This window comes from uncultured Granulicatella sp. (genome assembly GCF_963515095.1).
Lineage (GTDB): Bacteria > Bacillota > Bacilli > Lactobacillales > Aerococcaceae > Granulicatella.
In genome coordinates this window covers 1-23,105 of record NZ_CAUPXD010000016.1, presented here as the reverse complement: position 1 = coordinate 23,105, position 23,105 = coordinate 1, and the positions used below count along the sequence as shown (strand labels likewise).

At 31.9% G+C, this 23,105-nt stretch carries 22 protein-coding genes, 1 pseudogene and 1 other annotated feature; of the genes and pseudogenes, 21 read left to right on the top strand and 2 right to left on the bottom strand.

All coding sequences use genetic code 11. The features are described 5' to 3' along the window. The first annotated feature begins 15 nt into the window (after nucleotides 1-15). The 11 genes from RWL86_RS05020 to RWL86_RS04970 all read left to right on the top strand — a co-directional run bounded on the left by RWL86_RS05020 (nucleotide 16) and on the right by RWL86_RS04970 (nucleotide 10,724). Nucleotides 16-1,683: a formate--tetrahydrofolate ligase gene (locus tag RWL86_RS05020; RefSeq protein ID WP_314077501.1), complete on the top strand. Its 1,668-nt coding sequence runs from the start codon at nucleotides 16-18 to the stop codon at nucleotides 1,681-1,683. Nucleotides 1,684-1,701: 18 nt separating this feature from the next. Continuing rightward, the gene (locus RWL86_RS05015) at nucleotides 1,702-3,591 is read left to right on the top strand and encodes an ABC-F family ATP-binding cassette domain-containing protein (RefSeq protein ID WP_314077499.1); all 1,890 of its coding nucleotides are present in this window, start codon (nucleotides 1,702-1,704) and stop codon (nucleotides 3,589-3,591) included. Nucleotides 3,592-3,609: 18 nt separating this feature from the next. Further along, nucleotides 3,610-4,554 (top strand): thymidylate synthase, encoded by a 945-nt coding sequence (locus tag RWL86_RS05010; protein ID WP_314077497.1) that lies wholly within the window; start codon nucleotides 3,610-3,612, stop codon nucleotides 4,552-4,554. An 18-nt stretch (nucleotides 4,555-4,572) separates the two neighbouring features. Beyond that, the gene (locus tag RWL86_RS05005) at nucleotides 4,573-5,067 is read left to right on the top strand and encodes a dihydrofolate reductase (protein WP_314077495.1); all 495 of its coding nucleotides are present in this window, start codon (nucleotides 4,573-4,575) and stop codon (nucleotides 5,065-5,067) included. Then, nucleotides 5,064-5,714 (top strand): uracil-DNA glycosylase, encoded by a 651-nt coding sequence (locus RWL86_RS05000; RefSeq protein WP_314077493.1) that lies wholly within the window; start codon nucleotides 5,064-5,066, stop codon nucleotides 5,712-5,714. The genes RWL86_RS05005 and RWL86_RS05000 overlap by 4 nt, the downstream gene beginning before the upstream one ends. 24 nt (nucleotides 5,715-5,738) lie before the next feature. Then, nucleotides 5,739-6,689: a DNA/RNA non-specific endonuclease gene (locus RWL86_RS04995; RefSeq protein WP_314077491.1), complete on the top strand. Its 951-nt coding sequence runs from the start codon at nucleotides 5,739-5,741 to the stop codon at nucleotides 6,687-6,689. Nucleotides 6,690-6,807: 118 nt separating this feature from the next. Then, nucleotides 6,808-7,917 carry an ImmA/IrrE family metallo-endopeptidase gene (locus RWL86_RS04990; protein WP_314077489.1) on the top strand — a complete coding sequence of 370 codons (1,110 nt, stop codon included), beginning with the start codon at nucleotides 6,808-6,810 and terminating at the stop codon, nucleotides 7,915-7,917. After that, on the top strand, nucleotides 7,917-8,417 hold the full coding sequence (locus tag RWL86_RS04985; protein ID WP_314077528.1) for a DUF4411 family protein: 501 nt from the start codon (nucleotides 7,917-7,919) through the stop codon (nucleotides 8,415-8,417). Before RWL86_RS04990 ends, RWL86_RS04985 begins: the two co-directional genes overlap by 1 nt. Nucleotides 8,418-8,551: 134 nt before the next feature. After that, nucleotides 8,552-9,433 carry an ATP-binding cassette domain-containing protein gene (locus RWL86_RS04980; protein ID WP_314077487.1) on the top strand — a complete coding sequence of 294 codons (882 nt, stop codon included), beginning with the start codon at nucleotides 8,552-8,554 and terminating at the stop codon, nucleotides 9,431-9,433. 5 nt (nucleotides 9,434-9,438) lie between these two features. Beyond that, complete coding sequence (locus tag RWL86_RS04975; RefSeq protein ID WP_314077486.1) at nucleotides 9,439-10,146, top strand: hypothetical protein; 708 nt, start codon at nucleotides 9,439-9,441, stop codon at nucleotides 10,144-10,146. Between the two features lie 11 nt (nucleotides 10,147-10,157). After that, nucleotides 10,158-10,724 (top strand): hypothetical protein, encoded by a 567-nt coding sequence (locus tag RWL86_RS04970; protein ID WP_314077485.1) that lies wholly within the window; start codon nucleotides 10,158-10,160, stop codon nucleotides 10,722-10,724. A gap of 61 nt (nucleotides 10,725-10,785) precedes the next feature. Here RWL86_RS04970 and RWL86_RS04965 read toward each other — a convergent pair whose 3' ends face one another. After that, entirely contained in the window at nucleotides 10,786-11,079 is a 294-nt protein-coding gene (locus tag RWL86_RS04965) for a hypothetical protein (RefSeq protein WP_314077483.1), read from the bottom strand. 171 nt (nucleotides 11,080-11,250) lie between these two features. Here RWL86_RS04965 and RWL86_RS04960 point away from each other — a divergent pair, with 171 nt between their 5' ends. The 8 genes and pseudogenes from RWL86_RS04960 to RWL86_RS04925 all read left to right on the top strand — a co-directional run bounded on the left by RWL86_RS04960 (nucleotide 11,251) and on the right by RWL86_RS04925 (nucleotide 18,536). After that, on the top strand, nucleotides 11,251-12,051 hold the full coding sequence (locus tag RWL86_RS04960; protein ID WP_314077481.1) for a LicD family protein: 801 nt from the start codon (nucleotides 11,251-11,253) through the stop codon (nucleotides 12,049-12,051). A gap of 4 nt (nucleotides 12,052-12,055) precedes the next feature. Then, nucleotides 12,056-12,874: a LicD family protein gene (locus tag RWL86_RS04955; RefSeq protein WP_314077527.1), complete on the top strand. Its 819-nt coding sequence runs from the start codon at nucleotides 12,056-12,058 to the stop codon at nucleotides 12,872-12,874. A gap of 185 nt (nucleotides 12,875-13,059) precedes the next feature. Then, a complete protein-coding gene (locus tag RWL86_RS04950) occupies nucleotides 13,060-14,538 on the top strand; it encodes an oligosaccharide flippase family protein (protein ID WP_314077479.1) in 1,479 nt (492 codons plus the stop codon). A gap of 3 nt (nucleotides 14,539-14,541) precedes the next feature. Continuing rightward, nucleotides 14,542-15,528 carry a glycosyltransferase family 2 protein gene (locus RWL86_RS04945; RefSeq protein ID WP_314077476.1) on the top strand — a complete coding sequence of 329 codons (987 nt, stop codon included), beginning with the start codon at nucleotides 14,542-14,544 and terminating at the stop codon, nucleotides 15,526-15,528. Between the two features lie 178 nt (nucleotides 15,529-15,706). Beyond that, complete coding sequence (locus RWL86_RS04940; protein ID WP_314077474.1) at nucleotides 15,707-17,395, top strand: ABC transporter ATP-binding protein; 1,689 nt, start codon at nucleotides 15,707-15,709, stop codon at nucleotides 17,393-17,395. 165 nt (nucleotides 17,396-17,560) lie between these two features. Then, a pseudogene (locus tag RWL86_RS04935) lies at nucleotides 17,561-17,921 on the top strand (type II toxin-antitoxin system HicB family antitoxin). Between the two features lie 125 nt (nucleotides 17,922-18,046). Further along, nucleotides 18,047-18,271, top strand: coding sequence for a type II toxin-antitoxin system RelB family antitoxin (relB, locus tag RWL86_RS04930; RefSeq protein ID WP_314077472.1), 225 nt, complete (start codon nucleotides 18,047-18,049; stop codon nucleotides 18,269-18,271). 1 nt (nucleotide 18,272) lies between these two features. Further along, on the top strand, nucleotides 18,273-18,536 hold the full coding sequence (locus RWL86_RS04925) for a type II toxin-antitoxin system RelE/ParE family toxin (protein ID WP_314077470.1): 264 nt from the start codon (nucleotides 18,273-18,275) through the stop codon (nucleotides 18,534-18,536). 102 nt (nucleotides 18,537-18,638) lie between these two features. On the opposite strand, the gene RWL86_RS04920 is transcribed toward RWL86_RS04925, so the two are convergent. Further along, nucleotides 18,639-19,199 (bottom strand): class I SAM-dependent methyltransferase, encoded by a 561-nt coding sequence (locus RWL86_RS04920; RefSeq protein ID WP_314077468.1) that lies wholly within the window; start codon nucleotides 19,197-19,199, stop codon nucleotides 18,639-18,641. A gap of 154 nt (nucleotides 19,200-19,353) precedes the next feature. Between RWL86_RS04920 and RWL86_RS04915 the strand changes: the two genes are divergently transcribed. Both RWL86_RS04915 and leuS read left to right on the top strand, forming a co-directional pair. Continuing rightward, entirely contained in the window at nucleotides 19,354-21,168 is a 1,815-nt protein-coding gene (locus tag RWL86_RS04915; protein WP_314077466.1) for a LysM peptidoglycan-binding domain-containing protein, read from the top strand. A gap of 19 nt (nucleotides 21,169-21,187) precedes the next feature. Then, nucleotides 21,188-21,380: a binding site (T-box leader), on the top strand. Between the two features lie 55 nt (nucleotides 21,381-21,435). Continuing rightward, nucleotides 21,436-23,105: leucine--tRNA ligase (gene leuS, locus RWL86_RS04910; RefSeq protein ID WP_314077464.1), on the top strand; the 1,670-nt coding region annotated here is incomplete at its 3' end.

Genomic DNA, 23,105 nt, shown 5'->3' with positions numbered 1-23,105 from the left:
AGAGGAGGGGTATGGATGAAATCAGATATTCAAATTGCTCAAGAAGCTGTTATGAAACCAATTCGTGAAATTGCTTCTAGCATTGGCTTAGAGGAAGAACAAATCGAGTTTTATGGGAAATATAAAGCTAAAATCGATGTGAACCAAATTTCTAAAGAAAGAAATGGTAAATTAGTGTTAGTAACAGCTATGAGTCCAACTCCTGCTGGAGAGGGAAAATCAACCGTTACGATTGGATTAGCAGATGCTTTAACGAAATTAGGTAAAAAATCCATTATTGCGCTTCGTGAACCTTCATTAGGACCTGTAATGGGTATTAAAGGAGGAGCTTGTGGTGGTGGCTATGCGCAAGTTGTTCCGATGGAAGAAATTAATTTGCATTTTACTGGAGATATGCATGCATTAACTTGTGCTACAAATGCATTAGCTGCATTTATTGATAATCATATTTATCAAGGAAATGAATTACAAATTGATAGTAGAAGAGTCATCTGGAAAAGAGCGGTTGATTTAAATGACCGAGCTTTACGACAAGTCATTGTAGGATTAGGTGGTCCAATTCAAGGAGTTCCTCGTGAAGATGGATTTGATATTACGGTTGCGAGTGAAATGATGGCTATTTTATGCTTAGCAACAGACTTAAAAAACTTGAAACAACGATTAGAAAACATTGTAATTGGCTATACTTTTGAAAAAAATCCAGTTACTGTCAAAGATTTAAACGTTCAAGGGGCTTTAACATTATTACTAAAAGATGCGATAAAACCAAATTTAGTTCAAACCTTAGAACATACGCCTGCCATTGTTCATGGTGGACCATTTGCTAATATTGCACATGGATGTAATAGTGTAGTTGCGACAAATGCAGCTCTAGCACTTGGAGAAATTGTTGTAACAGAAGCTGGATTTGGAGCTGATTTAGGGGCTCAGAAATTTTTAGACATTAAAGTTCCCCAATTACAAAAAGCACCTGATGTAGTAGTTATTGTGGCGACGATCCGTTCACTTAAAATGCATGGGGGAGTTTCCCTTTCTGGATTAACAGAAGGAGAAAATTTAGAAGCTTTAGAAAAAGGCTTTGCTAATTTAGAAAAACATATTGAAAATATGACGGAACATTATGGACTTTCAGCAGTTGTTGCATTAAATGAATTTGTAACAGATACCCCACAAGAAAAAGAATTAGTGCAAACTCTTTGTCAGAGAAAAGGAATCTCCTGTATTTTTACTTCTGTATGGGAAAATGGTGGCAATGGTGGAGTAGCATTAGCTAAAGAAGTGTTACACTTATTAGAATATTCCACACCTCAATTCCATTCAGTCTGTGAAGAAAACAGTACGATTGAAGAACAACTGGAAGCTATTGCAACTAAAATTTATGGAGCAAGTTCTGTTCAATATACAAAAGAAGCGAAATTACAATTAAAACAGTTAGAAAAAAATGGTTGGAATCATTTGCCAGTTTGTATTGCGAAGACGCAGTATTCTTTCTCAGATGATGTGACTTTATTAGGAAGACCAAAGGGATTTGAATTAACGGTTCGATCTCTCGTTCCTAAATTAGGGGCAGGCTTTGTTGTAGCTTTAACGGGTAATATTTTAACAATGCCAGGACTGCCAAAAAAACCAGCTGCATTAGAGATGGATGTATTAGAAGACGGTAGAGCGACCGGTTTATTTTAATCATAAAAGGAGAGTATTATGAAAGATTTTCGTGTAGATCATTTGAAAAAAGCATATGGTGCTAAAACATTATTAGCAGACGTTTCGTTCATTATTAATGAAGGGGAACATGTCGGCTTAATTGGTCAAAACGGTACAGGAAAAAGCTCACTATTAAATATTTTAGCCGGAATTGATGAAGCAGAAAGTGGTACGATTACTTGTTCAAATGATTTTAGAATTGGGTATCTTTCACAAAATCCTTCTTTAAATCCTGAACATACGGTATTTGAAGCTATTTATCAATCAGATAATCCATTATTGAGATTAGTTCACGATTATGAATGGAGTGTCGAACAATTACAACAGCATCCACAAGATGAAAAATATTTAAAACAATTTGAAGCATTGGAACAAAAAATGAATCAAGTGGATGGCTGGCAATATGAAGTGAAAATAAAATCCATTTTACAGCACGTGGGAATTGAAGATATTCATCAACAAATTTCTACATTATCTGGTGGACAAAAGAAACGAGTAGGTCTTGCCAAAGTGTTAATGGAAGAGCCGGATTTATTATTATTAGATGAACCGACAAACCATTTAGATATGCAAGCCATTCAATGGTTAGAACAATATTTAGCTTCGTACAAAGGTTCTTTATTATTAGTAACCCATGATCGTTATTTCTTAGAACGTGTTGTAGACCACATGTTTGAATTAACTCAAGGGAGAATTGAAGTGTATGATGGGAATTATCAATCCTATTTAGAACAAAAATCTCAACGAGAACAAATTGCGCAAAAAATGTCTCATAAACAGCAACGTTTATATCAACAAGAATTACAATGGATGAGACAAGGTGCTAAAGCAAGAACAACAAAACAACAAGCTAGAATTCAACGGTTTGAACAATTAGAAAAAGAAGTGAAACAAACAGATTCTAAAGAATCATTAGCCATTCGTTTTGATCAAACAAGAATCGGAAAACGAGTATTTCAATTAAAAGATGTCAGCTTACAAATTGGAAATCAGTCAATTGTTCGTTCATTAGAGTGGATTATTCAAAGCCAAGCCAGAATTGGAATTGTTGGAGAAAATGGAGTTGGAAAATCTACATTCCTAAATGCTCTTGCTGGTTTGTATCCATTTAGTGAGGGAGAAATGACTGTTGGAGATACGGTTCGCTTAGCTTACTATAAACAACAAGATGAAGATATTCCAATGGATAAGCAATTAGTGCAATATTTAAGAGAATATGCCGAAGAAGTAAGACAAAAAAATGGTGAAGTAGCTTCGATTACAGAATTATTAGAAACATTTTTATTCCCTCGCTATATGCATGGAGCATTAATTGGAACATTATCTGGTGGAGAAAGAAGAAGATTATATTTATTACGCCTATTAATGACGAAGCCAAATGTTTTATTACTTGACGAACCGACGAATGATTTAGATATTGATACATTAACCGTTTTAGAAGATTATTTAGAAGAATTTAATGGCGCAGTCATCGTAGTTTCTCACGACCGTTATTTTTTAGATAAAACAATGGATCAATTATTTGTCATTAAAGGACAAGGAAATACAGAATTGTATTATGGCTCTATGAGTGATTTCCTAGAAAAACAAGGGGACTTAACAGTAGAAGAAACTAAAACAGTAGAAGTTCCAAAAGTGACAGAAACCCCAAAAGCTTCCACACTAGGAAAAGCTAAAAAGATGACATATCATGAGAAAAAAGAATGGGAAGAAATCGAAGGGAAAATCGCTGGATTAGAAGCATCCATTGAAGAAATTCAAGAAGCAATGAATCAACAAGCACAAGATTTTGCTAAATTACAAGAATTACAAACACAATTAGAAACATTAGAACTAGAATTAGCTAATTCCTACGAACGATGGGAATATTTAGCTGAGTTAGTTTAACAGTAGGGAGTTCATCAGATGAAACAATATTTAGAATTATTAGAAAAAATTAAACAAGAAGGAATCGAAAAATCAGACCGTACTGGTACAGGGACAAAAAGTATTTTTGGGTATCAAATGAGATTTGATTTGTCAAAAGGATTTCCAATTTTAACGACTAAAAGAGTTCCATTTGGACTTATTAAAAGTGAATTATTATGGTTTATTAAAGGAGATACAAATATCCGTTATTTATTACAACATAATAATCATATTTGGGATGAGTGGGCTTTTAAACGTTATGTAGAGTCTCATGATTACACTGGAGAAGATATGACAGATTTTGGTCGTAGAAGTTTACAAGATCCAGTTTTTAAAGAAGTTTATGAAAAAGAATTAGAAACATTTTGCCAAAGAATTTTAAATGAGGACGACTTTGCTGCAAAATATGGAGAATTAGGAAATATTTATGGTTCACAGTGGAGACATTGGAAAACAACTCAGGGAGAAACGATTGACCAATTAGCGCAAGTCATTGAAATGTTGAAGACATCTCCTGATTCAAGAAGATTAATAGTATCTGCATGGAATCCAGAAGATGTTCCAAGTATGGCATTACCTCCATGTCACACAATGTTTCAATTTTACGTTGCAGATGGTAAGTTGAGCTGTCAATTATATCAACGTAGTGCAGATGTCTTTTTAGGTGTGCCATTTAATATTGCGAGTTATGCATTATTGACGCATTTAATTGCAAATGAAGTTGGATTAGAAGTTGGAGAGTTTGTTCATACATTAGGGGATGCGCATTTATATTTAAATCATTTAGAACAAGTGGATCTTCAATTAAGTCGTGAAACGTATGAGTTACCACAATTAGTGTTAAAACATCCTGAAAAATCATTATATGATTTAGAAGTTTCAGACGTTGTATTAGAAGGATATGAATGTCATCCAACGATTAAAGCACCAATTGCTGTTTAGTTTAAAGGAGGAAATTGCATGTTAATTTATATTTGGGCACAAGATGAAAATGGTGTGATTGGTAAAAAAGGAGTTTTACCGTGGCATTTACCAAATGATTGGAAATTTTTTAAAGAAGTAACTTTAGATCAAACGATTGTAATGGGGCGCAATACATTTGAAGGTATGGGGAAGAGATTATTACCAAGAAGACATAGTATTGTTGTTTCTAATGTAGAGGATTATGATGCTAATGGAGCAGAAGTGATTACGGATGTTGAAACGTTAATCGAAGATGCCAAACATGAAGATATTTATATTATTGGTGGAGCTGTATTATTTGATTCTTTAAAACATCAAGTGAATACACTTTATTGCACAAAAATTCATGAACAATTTGATGGTGATACTTATTTTCCACATGATTTTCCATGGGAAAAATTTGTAAAAGTCAAAAGTATGGATGGAACAGTGGATGAAAAAAATATTTATCCACATACCTTTGAAATTTATCAAAAAATAGAGGATGAATGATGACGACTTGGGATGAAATTTTAGCAGAAGAAATGCATAAAGACTATTATCAGGAGTTACAAGCTTTTGTTCAAAAAAGAAGAGCAGAAGTCAGAGTATTTCCTGAAGAAAAGAATGTTTTTAATGCTCTAGAACTTACGCCATTTGAATCGGTGAAAGTCGTTATTTTAGGACAAGATCCTTATCATGGATTTGGTCAAGCGCATGGATTAAGCTTTTCTGTTCAAAAAGGAATTCCACTTCCTCCATCCCTAAAAAATATTTATAAAGAATTACAAGATGATATTGGGGGAGATTTTCCAACAGAAGGAGATTTAACTCATTGGGCAAAACAAGGAGTATTATTGTTAAATACCGTTTTAACAGTAGAAGAAGGAAATGCAAATAGTCATAAAGGAATGGGATGGGAAAGATTAACCAATCGTCTCATTGAGTCTTTAAATGAATTGAAGCATCCAGTGATTTTTATCCTTTGGGGTAAACCAGCTCAGGATAAGGAAAAACTAATTACAAATTCGAATCATGTGATTTTAAAAGCTCCGCATCCAAGTCCTTTATCTGCTTATCGAGGGTTCTTTGGAAGTAAGCCTTTTAGTAAAGTGAATGACATTTTAATTCAACAAGGACAAACTCCAATTCGTTGGTAGGAATGAAAATAAAAGGAGAATGATATGAAAAATCGTTTTTTTAAACTTTTTCTTTTATGGATGACGGCTCTAACATTTGCTGCTTGTTCATCGAATACTCAAAAAGATAAGCAAGAAGGAACCAATACGACAACTGCTCAGGTTGAGCAATCACCAAATTTGCCTGATTCTCTGTTACCATTTAAACGAGCAAAACAATTGGTATTAGGAGAATTGGATTCTTATAAACGCTCAACTCAGGCACATATTCAATTACGATATGATGATAAGCCAACAGAACAAAGAGAAAGCAAAATTAATGTTGATCCAGTTGGTTGGCATAACTTTAAATTCCCAGTAGATTATTCAGGAAAAGAAGCATGGTTTATGAATCGTGGACATTTAGTCGGATATCAATTTAGTGGATTAAATGATGAGTTGAGAAATTTAACTCCGATGACTGCTTATTTAAACACGGGAAGTATGACAGGAACGGATGAGAAAAATCCTGTTGCCATGTTATTTTATGAAGAAAAATTAGCGGCATGGTTAAAACAAAATAAAAATGCGTGGCTCGATTATCGAGTAACACCACTTTATACAGATTCAGAATTAATTCCACGTCAAGTAGAATTACAATATGCTGGAATCTCTGCAAATGGAAGATTGATTCCAATTCAATTTAATACTTCTCTTGAAGAAGTGAATGAAGATGGAACTACACGAGTTATTTTGAATAATGATGCACCAAATGGAAAATTGGATTATCAAACTGGCTTGGCAGAAGCGAGTATTCAAAGTGAGAAACAAGAAAAAACTAAGCCTGAATCTAAGAACAAAAATGATCGTACCGTGTACGTTGCTAATGAAGGAAAAGCAACCGTTTATTGGTATGACAAAAAACGAATGCCAGCAAAAACGAATCAAGCAAAAGTGGTAGAAATGAGCGAATCCCAAGCAAAAGCACAAGGGAAGACTCATGCAGAAAAAGAATAGATAAGAAATTATGACTTCCCTGAAGTAGCAAAGGACATTATGCTACTTCAGAGGGTCTTTTTTTGTGGAATTTATAGAAATGTTTTGGTAAAATATGTAAAAAAGTAGGAGGTGTATTATGAATCAACGTTTAAATGTAAGTACTGAAGTTCTATTATCCTATATTCGTAATTCTAATATACCTATCGAAATTTTGAGGAATAAAATACATAAAATTGATAGTATTTTGTCTGGAGAATTAGGACCTACTTTTAATCAATTAGTATTACTTTCTAAACTAATAAATGTTCCAACAGGTTTATTAATGTTAAAGAAAACAATTACTCCGAATCCTTTAAAAGTTGATTTTAGAACTTTAGATTCTCAAGTGCTATCTGAAATGAGTTCAGAATTGAAAGATACCATTCTTGAAATGCAAGAAAAACAAGATTTTTTAAGAGAAGTAATTGAACAGGATTGTTCCTTTGTGGGGATGTTTGACTGGAATGATAATAAAGAAGATATTATTGAAAAAGTAAAATCTCTTTTAGGAGAGGAAATTACGCATAATCGCTTTGAATATTATAGAAAAGTTATAGGAGAATTAGGTGTTTTTATATTTTTAAATGGAAAATTTAAAGATAACACTCATCGACCATTAAACCTTAAAGAATTTAGAGGATTTGTTTTAGCAGATAAAAAGGCTCCTATTATTTTTATTAATCAGTTAGATTCTAAGGCTGGACGCTTATTTACTTTAATCCATGAATTTGTTCATTTGTTATTTGGTGATAGCGATTTATTGGAGACTAATGAAATGATTAATAGAATAAAGACAGAAGCAGTCATTAATTCAATAACAGCTGAAATTCTAGTACCAAAAAGTTTACTAATTGAAATGTATAGCCATCAAATGAGTATTGAGGATAATTTGGAAGCTATAGCTAAACGATGTGAGGTTAGTAAGTTTGTTATTTTAAGACGTTTACATGATTTATCAATGATTTCAAAAAAACAGTATGAATCATTAAAAAGTCAATTAAACGATGAATTTAATAAATATTCAAATTTAAAAACTAGTTCAAATGGTGGCAATTATAATATTAATCTCCAATTTAGAATCGATCATAATTTCTTTAGACATGTGAATAATGCTGTTGTACAAAATAAGATTTCATTTACAGAAGCATTTAGTATTGTTGGTGTTGGATATAAAGGGTATAAGAAATTAAGTGAGGGAGTAGTATGATGTATTTATTAGATTCCAATATTTATATTAATTTCTATGATCGATATTATCGTTTGGAATTTTTTCCTACTTTTTGGACGAAACTAATAGATATTTTAAACTCTAAAGTGATAATACCCGATATAGTTATTTCAGAAAATTATCAAGATGATTGGTTTAAAAACTGGTTGAATACTCACTATACAAAAGCAATTGTAGATCATAAAAATTTTGTTAATGAATGGGCGTATGTACTACAACATATTCAAGACAGTCCATTTTATAATGATTTGGCTTTAGATGAGAATAAAGGATGGACAAATGTAAAGATTGCAGATCCATGGTTAATTGCTATTGCTCTAAAAGAGAAGGTTACAATTGTAACGAATGAAGTGAAAAATGTTAATCTTAATACTAAGAATCCTAGTAAGAGTGTTAAAATACCTGATATTTGTCAACAATTAGGAATTAGGTGTATCACCATGAATGAATTCTTTAAAGAAGTTAAACTATCTATCTAATGTAAAAATATAGGGTTATATAGACTTCTCTGAACATTATGCTACTTCGGAGGGTCTTTTTTTCTTGTAACTTTCATAAAATATGATAGTATTACATTTATAGTATTAAATTTCTAATATAACGAGGTGAATACATGACTCAACCTTTAATCGAAGTGAAAAATATTCATAAACGATATGCGAAACATCATGCCTTAGATAATGTATCGTTCAATATTTATGAAGGTAGAATTTGTGGCTTGATTGGTGAAAATGGAGCAGGGAAAACGACATTAATTCGTATTATTTCTGGGCTAATAAAACAAGATTCTGGAGAAATTGTTGGACTAAAAGGATGTAAACTAAGTTCGATTGTGGAAGCACCAGCTCTTCATTTGAATCTTTCCGCTTATGATAACTTACACTATCAATTATTACTATGTGGAGAAAATCCTTCCCATGAAAAAATTGAGGAAGTATTAAATTTAGTAGGCTTAGCCGATGTGGATCTAAAGAAAAAAGCCAAAGATTTTTCATTAGGAATGAGACAACGATTAGCGATAGGATTAGCGATTATTGATTCACCAAAATTATTAATTTTAGATGAACCGATTAATGGATTAGATCCAAAAGGTATTAAAGATATTCGTGATATTTTAGCAACTTTAAAAAATGATTTTAATATTACGATTTTAATTTCTAGTCATATTTTATCTGAATTAGATCTTATTGCAGATGATTATGTCATTATGAGTAAAGGAAAAGTTATTCAGGAAGACTCAAAATTAGCTATCCTATCTTCATTAGCTAATAAAATTATTGTTTCAACAGCATCAAATCATACAGCGATTGAAATTTTAACAGCAAATGATTGTGACTGTACTCTTTTACCTGACAAAATTGAAGTGACAAATACAACACTGACGATTAATCAGATGATTGATGTATTAAGAAAAAATCAGATTGAAATTTTTGAAATTTATAAAGAACAAGTTTCTTTTGAAGAATATTATTTTAATTTGGTTGAAGGAAGGTAAGCGTAATGATGTCAAATTTTAAAGCAGATATTTATAAAATTAGAAAAGAAAGAGTCTTTTCTATCTCACTTTTACTATGTGTCTTATTAGTATTCTTGTTTACATTTGTGATGAGAGAAAAGAGTGGGGATACTGGAGTCATCTTCACTTTATCGACTTCAACAGCTTTTCTTCCCTTATTATTCATTGCAGTAGATTTATTCGTTTGGGGAGAAGACTTTGTATCTAGAACGATTAATACACAAATTATTAAATCCGGTAGTCGGTTTTCCTTATTTATTTATAAAGTTGTGACGACGATTTTATATTCAACAGTGCATTTATTAGTAGCTTATTTATCTGTAGCGGTATTTAGAGGTATTTTTGCAGATGGTATTTCTCTATCGACAGTGTGGAATATCGCAGTGTACCAATATCCTTATTATTTATGTATGATGTTCTTGTCTATTTTCATTTTTAATTATGTAGATAAGGTGAATTATGCGCAATTAATTTATGTAGTCATTGTCATTTTATTTGATAATTTAGTAAGTTTTTCGATGGCAAATGTAATTGACCCTGAATTATTAAATCACTTTTTACTCTTCAACCAATTAAAGGCTGTTACAGGTAGTGGAGAGTTTTTAACGTTATCCGTTATGATTGCACTTATTTTCAGTGTGTTATACATTATTTTTAGCTATTATTTATTTAATGAACGAGAATTTAAGTAAGGAGAAAGCTTATGAAGAAAATTTTACCATTTATCGTTTTTTTCCTAGTTATTGTAGCTTTTGCATTTTATATGACTTATAGCAATGCAAAAACAGATTTTGATTTTACACAGACTTGGGAATTACAAGAAAATGCGAAACAAAAAGTAGAAATTTATGGAACAGAGCAAAATGTGGAATTATCGATTGTAGAAACTTCTAATCCTCAAACAAAAGTAACTGTATCAGGAAAAATCTCAAAAACTTCTGTGAATACGATTAAAGATACAAAATCAAACGAAGAAGGATTGTATATTCCAATTTCAAAACATGGATTTCGATTATATACTTCTCAATTTGGAAAAGATACATTAAAAATTACGGTTGAATTAGCGAAAAATGCTGACCCTTATGAAGTATTTTTAGATACCGTTAGTGGGGAAGTCAAAGTGAATGTTCCTCAAACATTTGATGGAAAATATGACATCATGTTGAATAATGGAGCTAAAATAACAGAAAAACCTGAAACAAAAGAAACAAGTGCAAGTGTCATTAAAGTAGATGCTTATACAGACGTAACGATTGTAAAAGGAAAATAATTAAATTGAAAGAGCCTTCGATGAGAAAACGAAAGGCTCTTTTTTAGGAGTGATTGTATGTTTAATGTAATTCTTTTTTGAAGGCTTCGATTTCTTCTAATGATAAACCAGTATGTTTTTGGATTTCATCCATTGGTAAGTTTAATTTGAAGCACAATAGAAGTTGTCCTTTTATCATTCCTTGTTTTTCGCCGATTTCAATTCCTTCTTCACGACCATTTTCATAATAAAATTCTAATACTTGCTTAAATTCGTTTTGTCTTCTTTCAATTTCTTCTGCAAGTCTAATTTCTTCTTCTGTTAAATTGTTTAACATTTCAGCTGCTGCTTTTAATCCCTGAGTTGTATGTTGCATTTTTCTCACCTCCTTGAGTTTTATGATTGTCTTTCTATTTATTATATACGAAATTTTTTCCAAAATTAATTTTTTTACTGTAACTTTTTCAAATAATTCCTTGTGTATTTATTGTTTTGCGCTGGTGTGCTATAATCATCAAGGAATATCTGAATAAAAGAGGATTTTTAAATGAAAAGATTAACGATAGAAGAAGTTAAACAAAGAGAATTAGCCATTCTTTTAGCCGTAGATGAGTTTTGTAAAAAGGAAAAACTTCATTATTTTCTTAATTATGGAACATTAATCGGTGCGATTCGTCATAAAGGATTTATTCCTTGGGATGATGATATTGATATTATGATGCCAAGAAAAGATTATGAACGTTTTAAACGTGAATTTTCTTCATCTCAATATGACATTTTATCTTTAGAGACAAATCAAGAGTATTTTAATAATTTTATTAAAGTAGTGGATAACCAAACAGTTATTACAGATACTAGAAATCGTAAAACTTATAAGAGTGGAATTTTTATCGACATTTTCCCGTATGATCGAATAGATGATTTAAAAGCAGTAGATAAAACTTATCAATTAGAAAGTTTCAAGTTATTATCATTCAGTAAGCATAAAAATATTGTGTACAAAGATAGTTTGATCAAAGATATCATTCGTACATTTTTCTGGACATTATTATTACCTGTGTCTCCAAGAAGATTTGCGTATAAAATTGAAGAAGTGATTCAACAATATACAAGACCGAATGGAAAATATGAATGTTTATTAGCTTCAAAATTAAAAGAAAAAGAAGTATTTGAAGCAGGGATTTTCGATGAAGTGGTGGATGGAGAATTTGAAGGACATGTCTTCCCGATTCCAAAAGAATATGACCGATTATTAACACAATATTATGGAGATTATTTAACATTACCTCCAATTGAAAAACAAACTAATCCGCATGAATTGGAAGTTTATTTAAAAGAAGAGGAGTAGCATGATGCCAAAGTATTTAACAAAAGAAGAATTAAAGCAAACGCAATTAGATATTTTAAAATACATTGACCGTATTTGTAAGGAAAATGATATTCGCTATTTTGTCAGTTATGGAACATTATTAGGAGCTGTTCGTCATAAAGGATTTATTCCATGGGATGATGATATTGATATTTCTATGTATCGTTCTGAATATGATAAATTTATTCAAGCAGTTGAAAAAGACCAACATCCATATTACAAAATTTTAAGTAAGGAAACTTCTGATTGGTATTTCCAAAACTTCTTAGTAGTGACAGATGAACGTACGGTTGTAGAAGATCATATTAAAGTGGATCGTCATGATACAAGTGTCTTCGTAGATGTTTTCCCAATCGAACGTTATGATGATGTCAAATTAATCGACAAAGCGCATTTAATGGCAACGTTACGAATGATTGCATACATTAAATTACAATATGTCCAATATGGAGATAGTCAGTTAAAAGATATTTGCCGTAAAATCATGTGGTATGCGCTACGAATCGTAAATCCACGTTGGTTTGGGAATCGTATCGATGCCTTAATTAAAAAATATCGCAAAGAAGATGGACAATATGAAGGGCTTGTCGGTTGCGGTAAAGACGGTCGAAAAGAAGTATTTCCTCGTGGAACTTTTGAAGAATTAATTGAATTACCGTTTGAAGATATGATGGTTCCTGCACCAAAAGAATATGATGTATTTCTTTCACAATTTTATGGGGACTATATGACGGTTCCTTCTCAAGAAGAAATTGATTATAAGAGTCATCTATTACAAGCTTATCGTAAAGATGAACAATAATGGAGTTAAGTCTAAGAAGAGGTTGGACGTTTATCCAGCCTTCTTTTTATGTCTATGAAAGTATAGTAGAAGAGGATAGTAAGGAATAAAACTTCTCAATTCTTATGAATTGTTTAATATCTAGGATATTTGTTTCTATCTTTGTATGAATTTGCTATACTATCTCCAGTATAATGAGGTGAATTATGAAAAATATTAAAGTAAATGCTATCGCAAATCTTTTAATGCGAGTATTAAATATTGTTTTTCCACTAATTACAGGTCCCTATATTGCCAGAATTTTAAATAAAACAGAGTATGGGTATTTCAATATTACGAATACTTTCATTGGATTATTTATCCCTTTTGCAACGTTAGGAATTTATAATTATGGAATTCGAGCTATTAGTAAGGCGAAGGAAAATAAGCAAGAAATTAATCGAATCTTTTCGTTACTCTTTTATATTTCCTTATTTTGTACCGTTATAACAACGATTGTCTATTTTATTATTACTTTCCAAATGGAAGGTGCTCCCGTATTAAAAACATTGTATTACATTATGGCGATACAAGTATTTGCGCAGTTTTTAAATATTGAATGGATGAATGAAGCATTTGAAAATTATACGTTTATTTTGTATAAGACTTTATTTATTCGAATCTTTATGCTTGTTTCTATTTTTACATTTGTAAAAACAGAGCATGATATTGTACCGTATGCCTTTTTAATGTCCATTGCAACACTATTAAATTATTTAGCAAGTTTCTTCTGGATAAAAAAAGAAGTCCACTTTGTTGGCGTGAAATGGAAAGATGTTAAAGGAGTCATTCAACCGTTAATTGCTATCCTTTTATTAGCAAACGCTGGGATGCTTTATACGTATTTAGATCGAATGTTTTTATCTTCCATTGCTTTACCTGAATATGTATCGTATTACACGATTGCTCAAACATTAGTATTTTCTATTTCTGGAGTCATTAGTGGAGCCGTGAGTGTTAGTATTCCACGACTTGGGTATTATTTAGGAATTAATGATAAGAAAGCCTATGATGATTTAGTCAATAAGGGCGGAAGAATTTTTATGTTCTGTATTACGCCGTTAAATTTTGGATTAGCCATTTTAGCAAGTCATGCGACTGTATTATATGCAGGGGAGCAATATTTAGATGCTAGCTTTAGTGTGTTCCTATTTGCTCTTCGTTCCATTCCATGGGCAATGGCATTAATTTTAGAAAATCAAATTATTTTTGTCCAAGGTTATGAAAATAAATTAACGATGTTCTACTTTATCGGTGGAGGATTAAACTTAGTGTTGAACTCTATTCTAGCTGCTGTTGGGATCACAAAACCAGAATGGTATATTTTAACAACAATTATTGCTGAATTACTAGTCATCACATTAGACATCTTATTAATTAATAAGAATCAGTTAATCGATTTAAGAAGACTGTTTATTCATGCGGGTAAATATGTTCTCTATTCATCAGGATTTTTCATCATTTATGGGTTGATTTCATGGATTCGTCCAATTGAAATGGTCGTGAATGGGGCATTGCTGATCAATATTTTTGTAACAATTGTTAGCTGTGTTATTTATTATGTAGTTGTATTAGCACTTGTCAAAGATGAAATTTTCTATGATGTCATTAATGCTGTAAAAAATAAAGTATTGAAGAAAGGATAAGCTATGAGTGAATTAATTAGTGTCATTGTTCCTGTATACAATGTCGAACAATATTTAGAAAAATGTGTTCAATCGATTCAAACACAAACTTATTCAAATTTAGAAATTTTATTAGTCGATGATGGTGCAACCGATTCAAGCGGACATCTCTGTGATGAATTAGCAAGTCAAGATGAGCGAATAAGAGTCATTCATAAAGAAAATGGTGGTTTATCTTCAGCAAGAAATGAAGGACAAAAGTATGCCAAAGGTAAGTATGTATTGTTCGTAGATTCAGATGATTACATTCATGAAGAAATGATTGATTCCCTTTATCAGCAACTCATTGCTGAAAATGCAGATGTTTCGAGTTGTAATGTCATGAATGTTTATACTACAAACCAAACTTCTCAATGTGATCGAGAAGATTTATATTTAGTATTGAATAAGGAAGAGTTTTTAAGAGAATATTTAATTGGACAAAAAGTTCCCGGTACGATATGTAATAAATTAATTCGAAAAGAAATTGCTGACAAGATAAAATTTCCAGTAGGAAAAATTTATGAAGATGCATTTTATCATTATCAATTAGTGCAAATTGCTGAGAAATATGTCGTGAATACAAAACCGTATTATTATTATTATCATCGACAACAAAGTATTACGACAAATCCTTATCGTGAACGTGATTTAGTGTATATTACGATTTATCAACAATTTTATGATTTAGTAAAACAGCAATTTCCGAAATTGGAAGAAGAAGCGTTCTTTCGATTATCGTACGCGCATTTTTATATTTTAGATAAGATGTTAATGGAAGATGATTTTGAAAATTTAGCAGATTATCCAAGAGTGCGTCACTATTTGAAACAACATGCCTTTGAAATAGCAAAAAATACTATTTTCCAAAAAGGAAGAAGAATTGCTGCCTTAGCATTGAAAATAAATATTCATCTGTATCGAAAATTGATGCTGGCGAATATGGAGAAAAACAAGAAAATTCATGATTAATGAAGAAAAAAAGACTTTTGCGAGTGCAAAAGTCTTTTTTTAAATATTAAAACATATAAAATTAAAAAAACATTAGAAAAATTAATCAAAAATTAAAAAATGTAATTGACAAATATTAAAAAGATGATATTCTATAGTCAATATCTAACGATATACAAAAAAGAGTGGAGGTAATTCTATGCAAAATTTGATAACAAAAGAGATTAAATTAAAGATGATTCCATGGTTGTTGATTGGCATTGTGGGGAGCTTATTGACTTTAGGAATTCCCTATTTAGTACAGTCATTATTAGATAATGGAGATGGGAAAAATATTTTTCAAAATGTTATGCTTATTGTTGCACTTCTGTTTGTACAGTTATTATTATCATTCAGTGCTCATTATGGGTTATTAAAAATTGGAGAAAATATTGTACTTGATTTTCGTATGAAAGCTTATGAGAGTGTTCTTTATAACGAACAAGAAGCTCAAAAAAGAAGTGGAGAATCTGCTGGTGAAATTATTGAAGTGAGTAAAAAATTAAAAAACTTTATCGTTTTCCAATTACCAACTTTTATTCAAAGTATTGTGACGATTGTAGGTATTTTAATTTTCTTGTTTATTTTAAATTGGAAATTATCTGTTGTCATTTTATTAGGAATTCCTTCAATCTTTTTAATCTTAAATCCAATGAGTAAATTAGTTTCTAATATTAGTCAGTCTGAACAAAAAGTAACCATCAAAGTGATTGGACAATTAGGAGAGTATTTTAGAAATCGTACATTCTTTTTAGCGAATAATGCTACAGAACAAAGTAAACAAAAGATGAAAGAGTCATATTTAGAATTGTATCAACAATCTGTAAAATTAGGATTCTTTGAAGCGTTAATGCAGCCTTTTTCATTATTTTTTATAACGATTGTATTAAGTTTCATTTTCTTATTTGGAGGCTTATTACTTTCTAGTGGTGAGATGACGATTGGAATATTTATCTCATTCTTAATTTACATCTTCATGTTATTAACACCTGCAAGTTCTGTCGGTAGTTTTTTAGGCGAATTATCTAAATTACAAGGATCAATGAGTGATTTATTAGAATTGATTCGTAAACCAATTACATCTCAACAAAATACTGGAGAAGTGATTGATTTATCAGATGCAACAATCCAATTATCAGATGTTTCATTTGGTTATGAAGAAACAGAAGTATTAAATCATATTTCAATGGAAATTCATTCTGGTTCAACCGTAGCGATTGTTGGTCCATCGGGAGCAGGAAAGAGTACATTGTTAAGTCTTTTATTAGGAATGATACAACCAATTAATGGACAAGTTTGTATTAATTCTATTGATTTAAGTGGAGTGAATCTACAAGAATATAGAAATCAAATAGGCTATCTTGCACAAAATGAAACATTATTAGCAGGAACAATTTTAGATAATTTAACGTGGGGATTGAAGGAAACAGTTAGCACAGAAGCTATTAATCAAGCTTTGAAAGATGCTGAAATTTATGATTTTGTAACTGCATTACCACAAGGAATTCATACAAATGTATCAGAATTAGGGGATAATTTTTCAGGAGGACAACAGCAACGGTTGGCATTTGCTCGTATTTTATTAAGAAATCCAAAATTAATTTTCTTAGATGAAGCAACTTCTTCATTGGATAGTATTTTAGAACATAAGATTATTCAAACACTAGAACAGGAATATCGTCATTTAACAAAAGTGATGATTGCTCATCGACTATCAACGGTTCAAGATGCCACTCAAATTTATTTCCTAGAAGATGGAAAGATTACTGGAGTAGGTACTCACTCTGAATTATTAGAATCACATCCTCACTATCAAGAATTTGTAAAAAAACAAATGATTCATCAATAACGAGTAAAATATAAGTCTAGTGCAATGGTGATGCTATTACATCTGCACTAGGCTTTTTATTGTCTTGCATTTGAATCGTTTGACAAAATATGTGTTATGCGTATGATAATTAATGTAATGAGATGGAAATCTAGTTATCTTTTAATAGGATGTAGAGGTGAAAGTATGTTGAAATCATATCCTGCAATATTTCATAAGGAAGATGATGGTAGATTTTGGGTAGAATTTCATGGTGGAACACAGGGGGATTCACTTGAAGAATGCGAAAGAAATGTTAGAGAGTGCGTTAGCATTGTACATCGATGAGGGAAAGGAGTTACCAACTCCAACAGATATTAATACTTTAACAGTAGAAAATAGATTTGTTAGCATGATACTTGCTGATCCAACTCCCTTTATAAGAAACAATAAGGTAATTCGCAAGAATGTTACAGTACCTGAGTGGCTAGTGAGACTTGCAGATTGTCAAAGTATCAATTACTCCGAAGTTCTTACACAAGCATTACAGAATCAGTTAAAAGTATAAAATATATAAATGAGAGAAACTGAAAAATAATAGATGTCAGATCCGACAAGATTTTGATGTGCAATAAATTGTAATGTAAACGGACACGTGTTACAATGTATATACAGAGAAGGAGAGGAATATACATGTCTACCATATCATTACGTTTAAACAAAGAAGAAGAACGACTATTCAAAAACTATGCTGAATTTAATGGTGTAGGATTATCAACGCTATTTAAACAAACACTGCTAGAAAAGATAGAATTAGAGCATGATTTAAAAGTAATTGCTGAATATGAAAAAGAGAAAGCAAATGGTACGCTAGAGCTTTTCGATGTAGAAGAAGTAATAGCAGAATTAGGTATTTAATATGTATTCTCTTAAATTTACTGATAATGCTAAAAAGCAATTAAAGAAGATGGATAAATATATAGCTAGATTAATCGTTAATTGGTTAATGAAGAATATTCATGGATCTGAGAATCCTAGATTACATGGAAAAGCTTTAAGAGCTAATTTAAGTGATTATTGGCGATATCGTGTTGGAAATTATAGAATTATCACTGAAATACAAGACGATGCTTTAATAGTAGTTGCTGTTGAAATAGGACATCGTAAAGAAATTTATAAATAATAGTCTACTAGAAACAACCTAGGGACAACATAAGAACCTGTAAAAGTGTTTTTGTGTTGTCCCTTCTTGGTGCTGCTTATTTTTTGCGAGTGCAAAAGTTTTTTATCTTTTTCTTTCAATGACAAAACAAATAGGTGGTTGGTTTTGTTGGTTGATAAATTGATACTGCAACACTGTCCATTCATATTGGTCTAATGTCGGAAGAAAGTGTTGTAATTGTGATAATTCTGTATCTCCACCTTTATGTCCCCAATAACACACTAATACGATGCGACCGCTAATCGTTAATCGTTCCATTATAGATTCAATTGCACGAATGGTTGAGTCGGGAGTAGTAATAATTGATTTATCACTTCCGGGTAAATATCCTAAATTAAAGATGGCAGCTTGAATCGATTGTTGAATATAAGTGGATAAATTTGCATGGGAATCACAAATGAGTTGAATATTTTCTTTCGTGTCTAATGCTTGAATTTTTTCATTTGTACGAATTAGTGCTGCTTCTTGAACATCAAACGCAAAGACTTTTCCTTCATTTTGAACAAGCTTTGAGAGAAAAATGGTGTCATTTCCATTTCCCATTGTTGCATCTATCACACAGTCTCCTGGTTTGATACATTCTTGTAATATGGAATGGCTGAATTTTTGGGCATTTTGAATCATTTGTAAAACTCCTTTACCAAATTTTTAACATTTATTACAAAAGGTTTACAGTTGTTAAGAGTATACAACGAATGTCTTGTTCGTGCAACGTTCCCCTATGAATCAAAAAAGTTTCTCCTATAATGGATAATGAATGAAGTAGGAGGATTGAGAAATGTTAGAGACTAGAAATGAACGAATTTTAAGAATTAAAAAAGAAAAACAATCACAAAAAGTACAAATGATGAATCAATCGTTAAAAAGATCATTCATCGTAATGGGGACAACAGCCTGTGTGGGGTTATATGTATCTCCTGTTGATCAATTATTATCTGCTAACTTTAGTGTAGTAGAAGCTTCAACTGCTGCTACTCAATTTTTACGAAATATTATTCCTGCAGCTCAAAATGTAGCAAGAGGAAAAGATATTTATACTTCTGTTATGATTGCTCAAGCTGCTCTTGAATCAGGTTGGGGAACAAGTGCTTTATCGAAAGCACCAAACCACAATTTATTTGGTGTAAAAGGAAGTTATAATGGACAATCTGTTAATATGCAAACATTAGAAGATAGTGGTGGACAAAACTATTATAGTATTCAAGCTGATTTTAGAAAATATCCATCTTATCAAGAATCATTAGAAGATTATGCTGATAAAATTGTTAATGGAATTTCAGGGGCGCCATTATTTTATTCTGGAGCTTGGAAGAGTAAGACGAATAGTTATCAAGATGCCACAGCTTATTTAACAGGTCGTTACGCAACGGATACTGCTTACGGTTCAAAATTAAATCGTATTATTGAACAATTTGGTTTAACTAAATATGATACGGAAACTGCTGTTAATATGGCAGAGGAAATTGCAAGTAATGAAACAACTACAACAACTGGAAATAGTTATACAGTTGTTAGTGGAGATAGCTTATATGCTATTGCTCGTAAAACTGGAACAAGTATCCAAGATTTATTAAGCTTAAATGGATTGAATTTAAACTCAATCATTCATCCAGGACAAGTTTTAGCATTATCTTCAAAAGCAGCATCTACTGAAACAAAACAAGAAGAAAGTGCTCTTAAAGAAGAGAAGGCTGCGGAAGAAACTATAAATGAAGAAACTTCAACAAGTACTCAGCAAAGTTCAACAGGTGGAACGTATACCGTTGTCAGTGGAGATGGCTTATATGCAATTGCTCGAAAAACAGGAACTGCTATTGAAGATTTATTAAGTTTAAATGGATTAAGTTTAAATTCAATCATATATCCAGGACAAGTGTTAACATTATCGGCAAATAGCCAAGAAACTACATCTGAAGAAAGTTCTTCAACAGAGAATGAAAGTTCAAGTTCAACACAAGAAACACCAAGTGAAGAAAGTGCAGCAAGTTTAGAACAAACATCAACAGGCGGAACGTATACCGTTGTCAGTGGAGATGGCTTATACGCTATTGCTCGAAAAACAGGGATAAGTATTGAAGATTTATTAAGTTTAAATGGATTAAGTTTAAACTCAACCATTTATCCGGGACAAGTCCTAACATTATCAGCGAATACTGAAGGTGCTACAGATGAAGAAAGTACAGAATCAACTGCTGAGGAGAGACAAGAAGAAGCAGCAACATCTGAAGAAACGACTCCTTCAATAAATGCAAAAATGTATTATGTTCATAGTGGAGATTCATTATACCGTATAGCACATAATCACGGAATTTCTTTATCAACGTTATTAGAATGGAATCACTTAAGTGTCGATAGTATCATTCATCCGGGTCAAGGTTTAATGGTTTCTGAAGGATCAAGTAGTTCAACTGAAGAAGCAGAAGAAACAGCATCCTCAATTGAAAGTACTGAAACAACTTATACCGTTCAACCAGGTGACGGCTTATGGCGAATTGCAAAAAATCACGGATTAACATTAGATGAATTGAAATCTTTAAATCAATTAACTTCTAACATAATACAGCCAGGACAAGTCTTGATTGTTTCAAAATAAATTGATATAATGCTAGTAAATATTAGCAAACAAAGGAATAGTAGAAATTTGGATTGTAGTAGAGAGTGCATGGTTGGTGAAAATGCATCCTGAAAAGTTTTGAACTCGCCTTTTAGCTGAATTTCTGAAATGAAGTAAGAAATTCCGTTTCACTCGCGTTAAGGGTATGTTAAGTATAAAATTAGGTGGTACCACGTGGAAACGTCCTATTGTCTTTAGAGGCATTAGGGCGTTTTTTTAGGTATTTCCGGAAAAGAGGGTAAAATTATGTCATTTAATCATCATGAAATCGAACCAAAATGGCAAAAGTTTTGGTTAGACAATCATACATTTAAAACTACGGAAGATAAAGGAAAGAAAAATTTCTATGCACTAGATATGTTCCCATATCCATCAGGACAAGGCTTGCACGTAGGGCATCCAGAAGGATATACAGCAACAGATGTTGTTTCACGTATGAAACGTGCGCAAGGGTATAATGTATTACATCCAATGGGATGGGATGCATTTGGATTACCGGCAGAACAATATGCTTTAGATACAGGTAATGACCCTGCTGAATTTACATTGAAAAATATTGCTACTTTCAAACGTCAAATTCAAGAACTAGGATTTAGTTATGATTGGGACAGAGAAATTAATACAACAGATCCAAATTACTATAAATGGACTCAATGGATTTTTACAAAATTAGTAGAAAAAGGTTTAGCATATGAAGCAGAAGTACCGGTTAACTGGTGTCCTGCATTAGGAACAGTATTAGCTAATGAAGAAGTTATTGATGGAAAATCAGAACGTGGTGGACATCCTGTTTATCGTAAACCAATGAAACAATGGATGTTAAAAATTACTGCTTATGCGGATCGTTTATTAGAAGATTTAGATGATTTAGATTGGCCAGAAAGTATCAAAGATATGCAAAGAAACTGGATTGGTCGTTCTAAAGGGGCACAAGTAACATTTAAAGTAAAAGGTTCAGAAGAAAGTTTTGAAGTATTTACAACTCGTCCTGATACATTATTTGGAGCAACTTATAATGTGTTGGCACCTGAACATGAACTTGTTCAAAAAATTGTAACCCCAGAACAAAAAGAGGCAGTGGATGCTTATATTGCTTCAGTTGCTACTAAATCGGATTTAGAACGTACAGAATTAGCAAAAGAAAAAACAGGGGTATTTACAGGAGCATATGCGATTAACCCTGTTAATGGAAAAGAAATTCCAATTTGGATTGCAGACTATGTATTAGTGAGCTATGGAACAGGAGCCATTATGGCAGTGCCTGCTCATGATGAACGTGACTATGAATTTGCAAAAGTATTTGGATTAGACATTATTCCAGTTATTGAAGGTGGAGATGTTACTCAAGAAGCTTATACTGGAGATGGCGTGCATATTCATTCTGAATTTTTAGATGGCTTAAATAAAGCAGATGCAATTGAAAAAATGAATGAATGGTTGAAAGAACAAGGCGTTGGAGAAGCAAAAGTAAGTTACCGTTTACGTGACTGGTTATTCTCTCGTCAACGTTATTGGGGTGAACCAATTCCTGTGATTCATTGGGAAGATGGTACAATGACTACTGTTCCTGAAGAAGAGTTACCATTAGTCTTACCAAAAACAGATAAAATTAAACCAAGTGGTACAGGTGAATCACCATTAGCAGCTATTGAAGAATGGTTATATGTCACAGATGAAAAGACAGGTTTAAAAGGACGTCGTGAAACAAATACAATGCCACAATGGGCAGGAAGTTCATGGTATTTTGTTCGTTATATTGATCCACATAATCAAGAACAAATTGCAGATCCTGAAAAATTAAAAGAATGGTTGCCAGTCGATTTATATATCGGTGGAGCAGAACATGCGGTATTACACTTATTATATGCTCGTTTCTGGTATAAAGTGTTATACGATTTAGGAGTTGTTCCTAATAA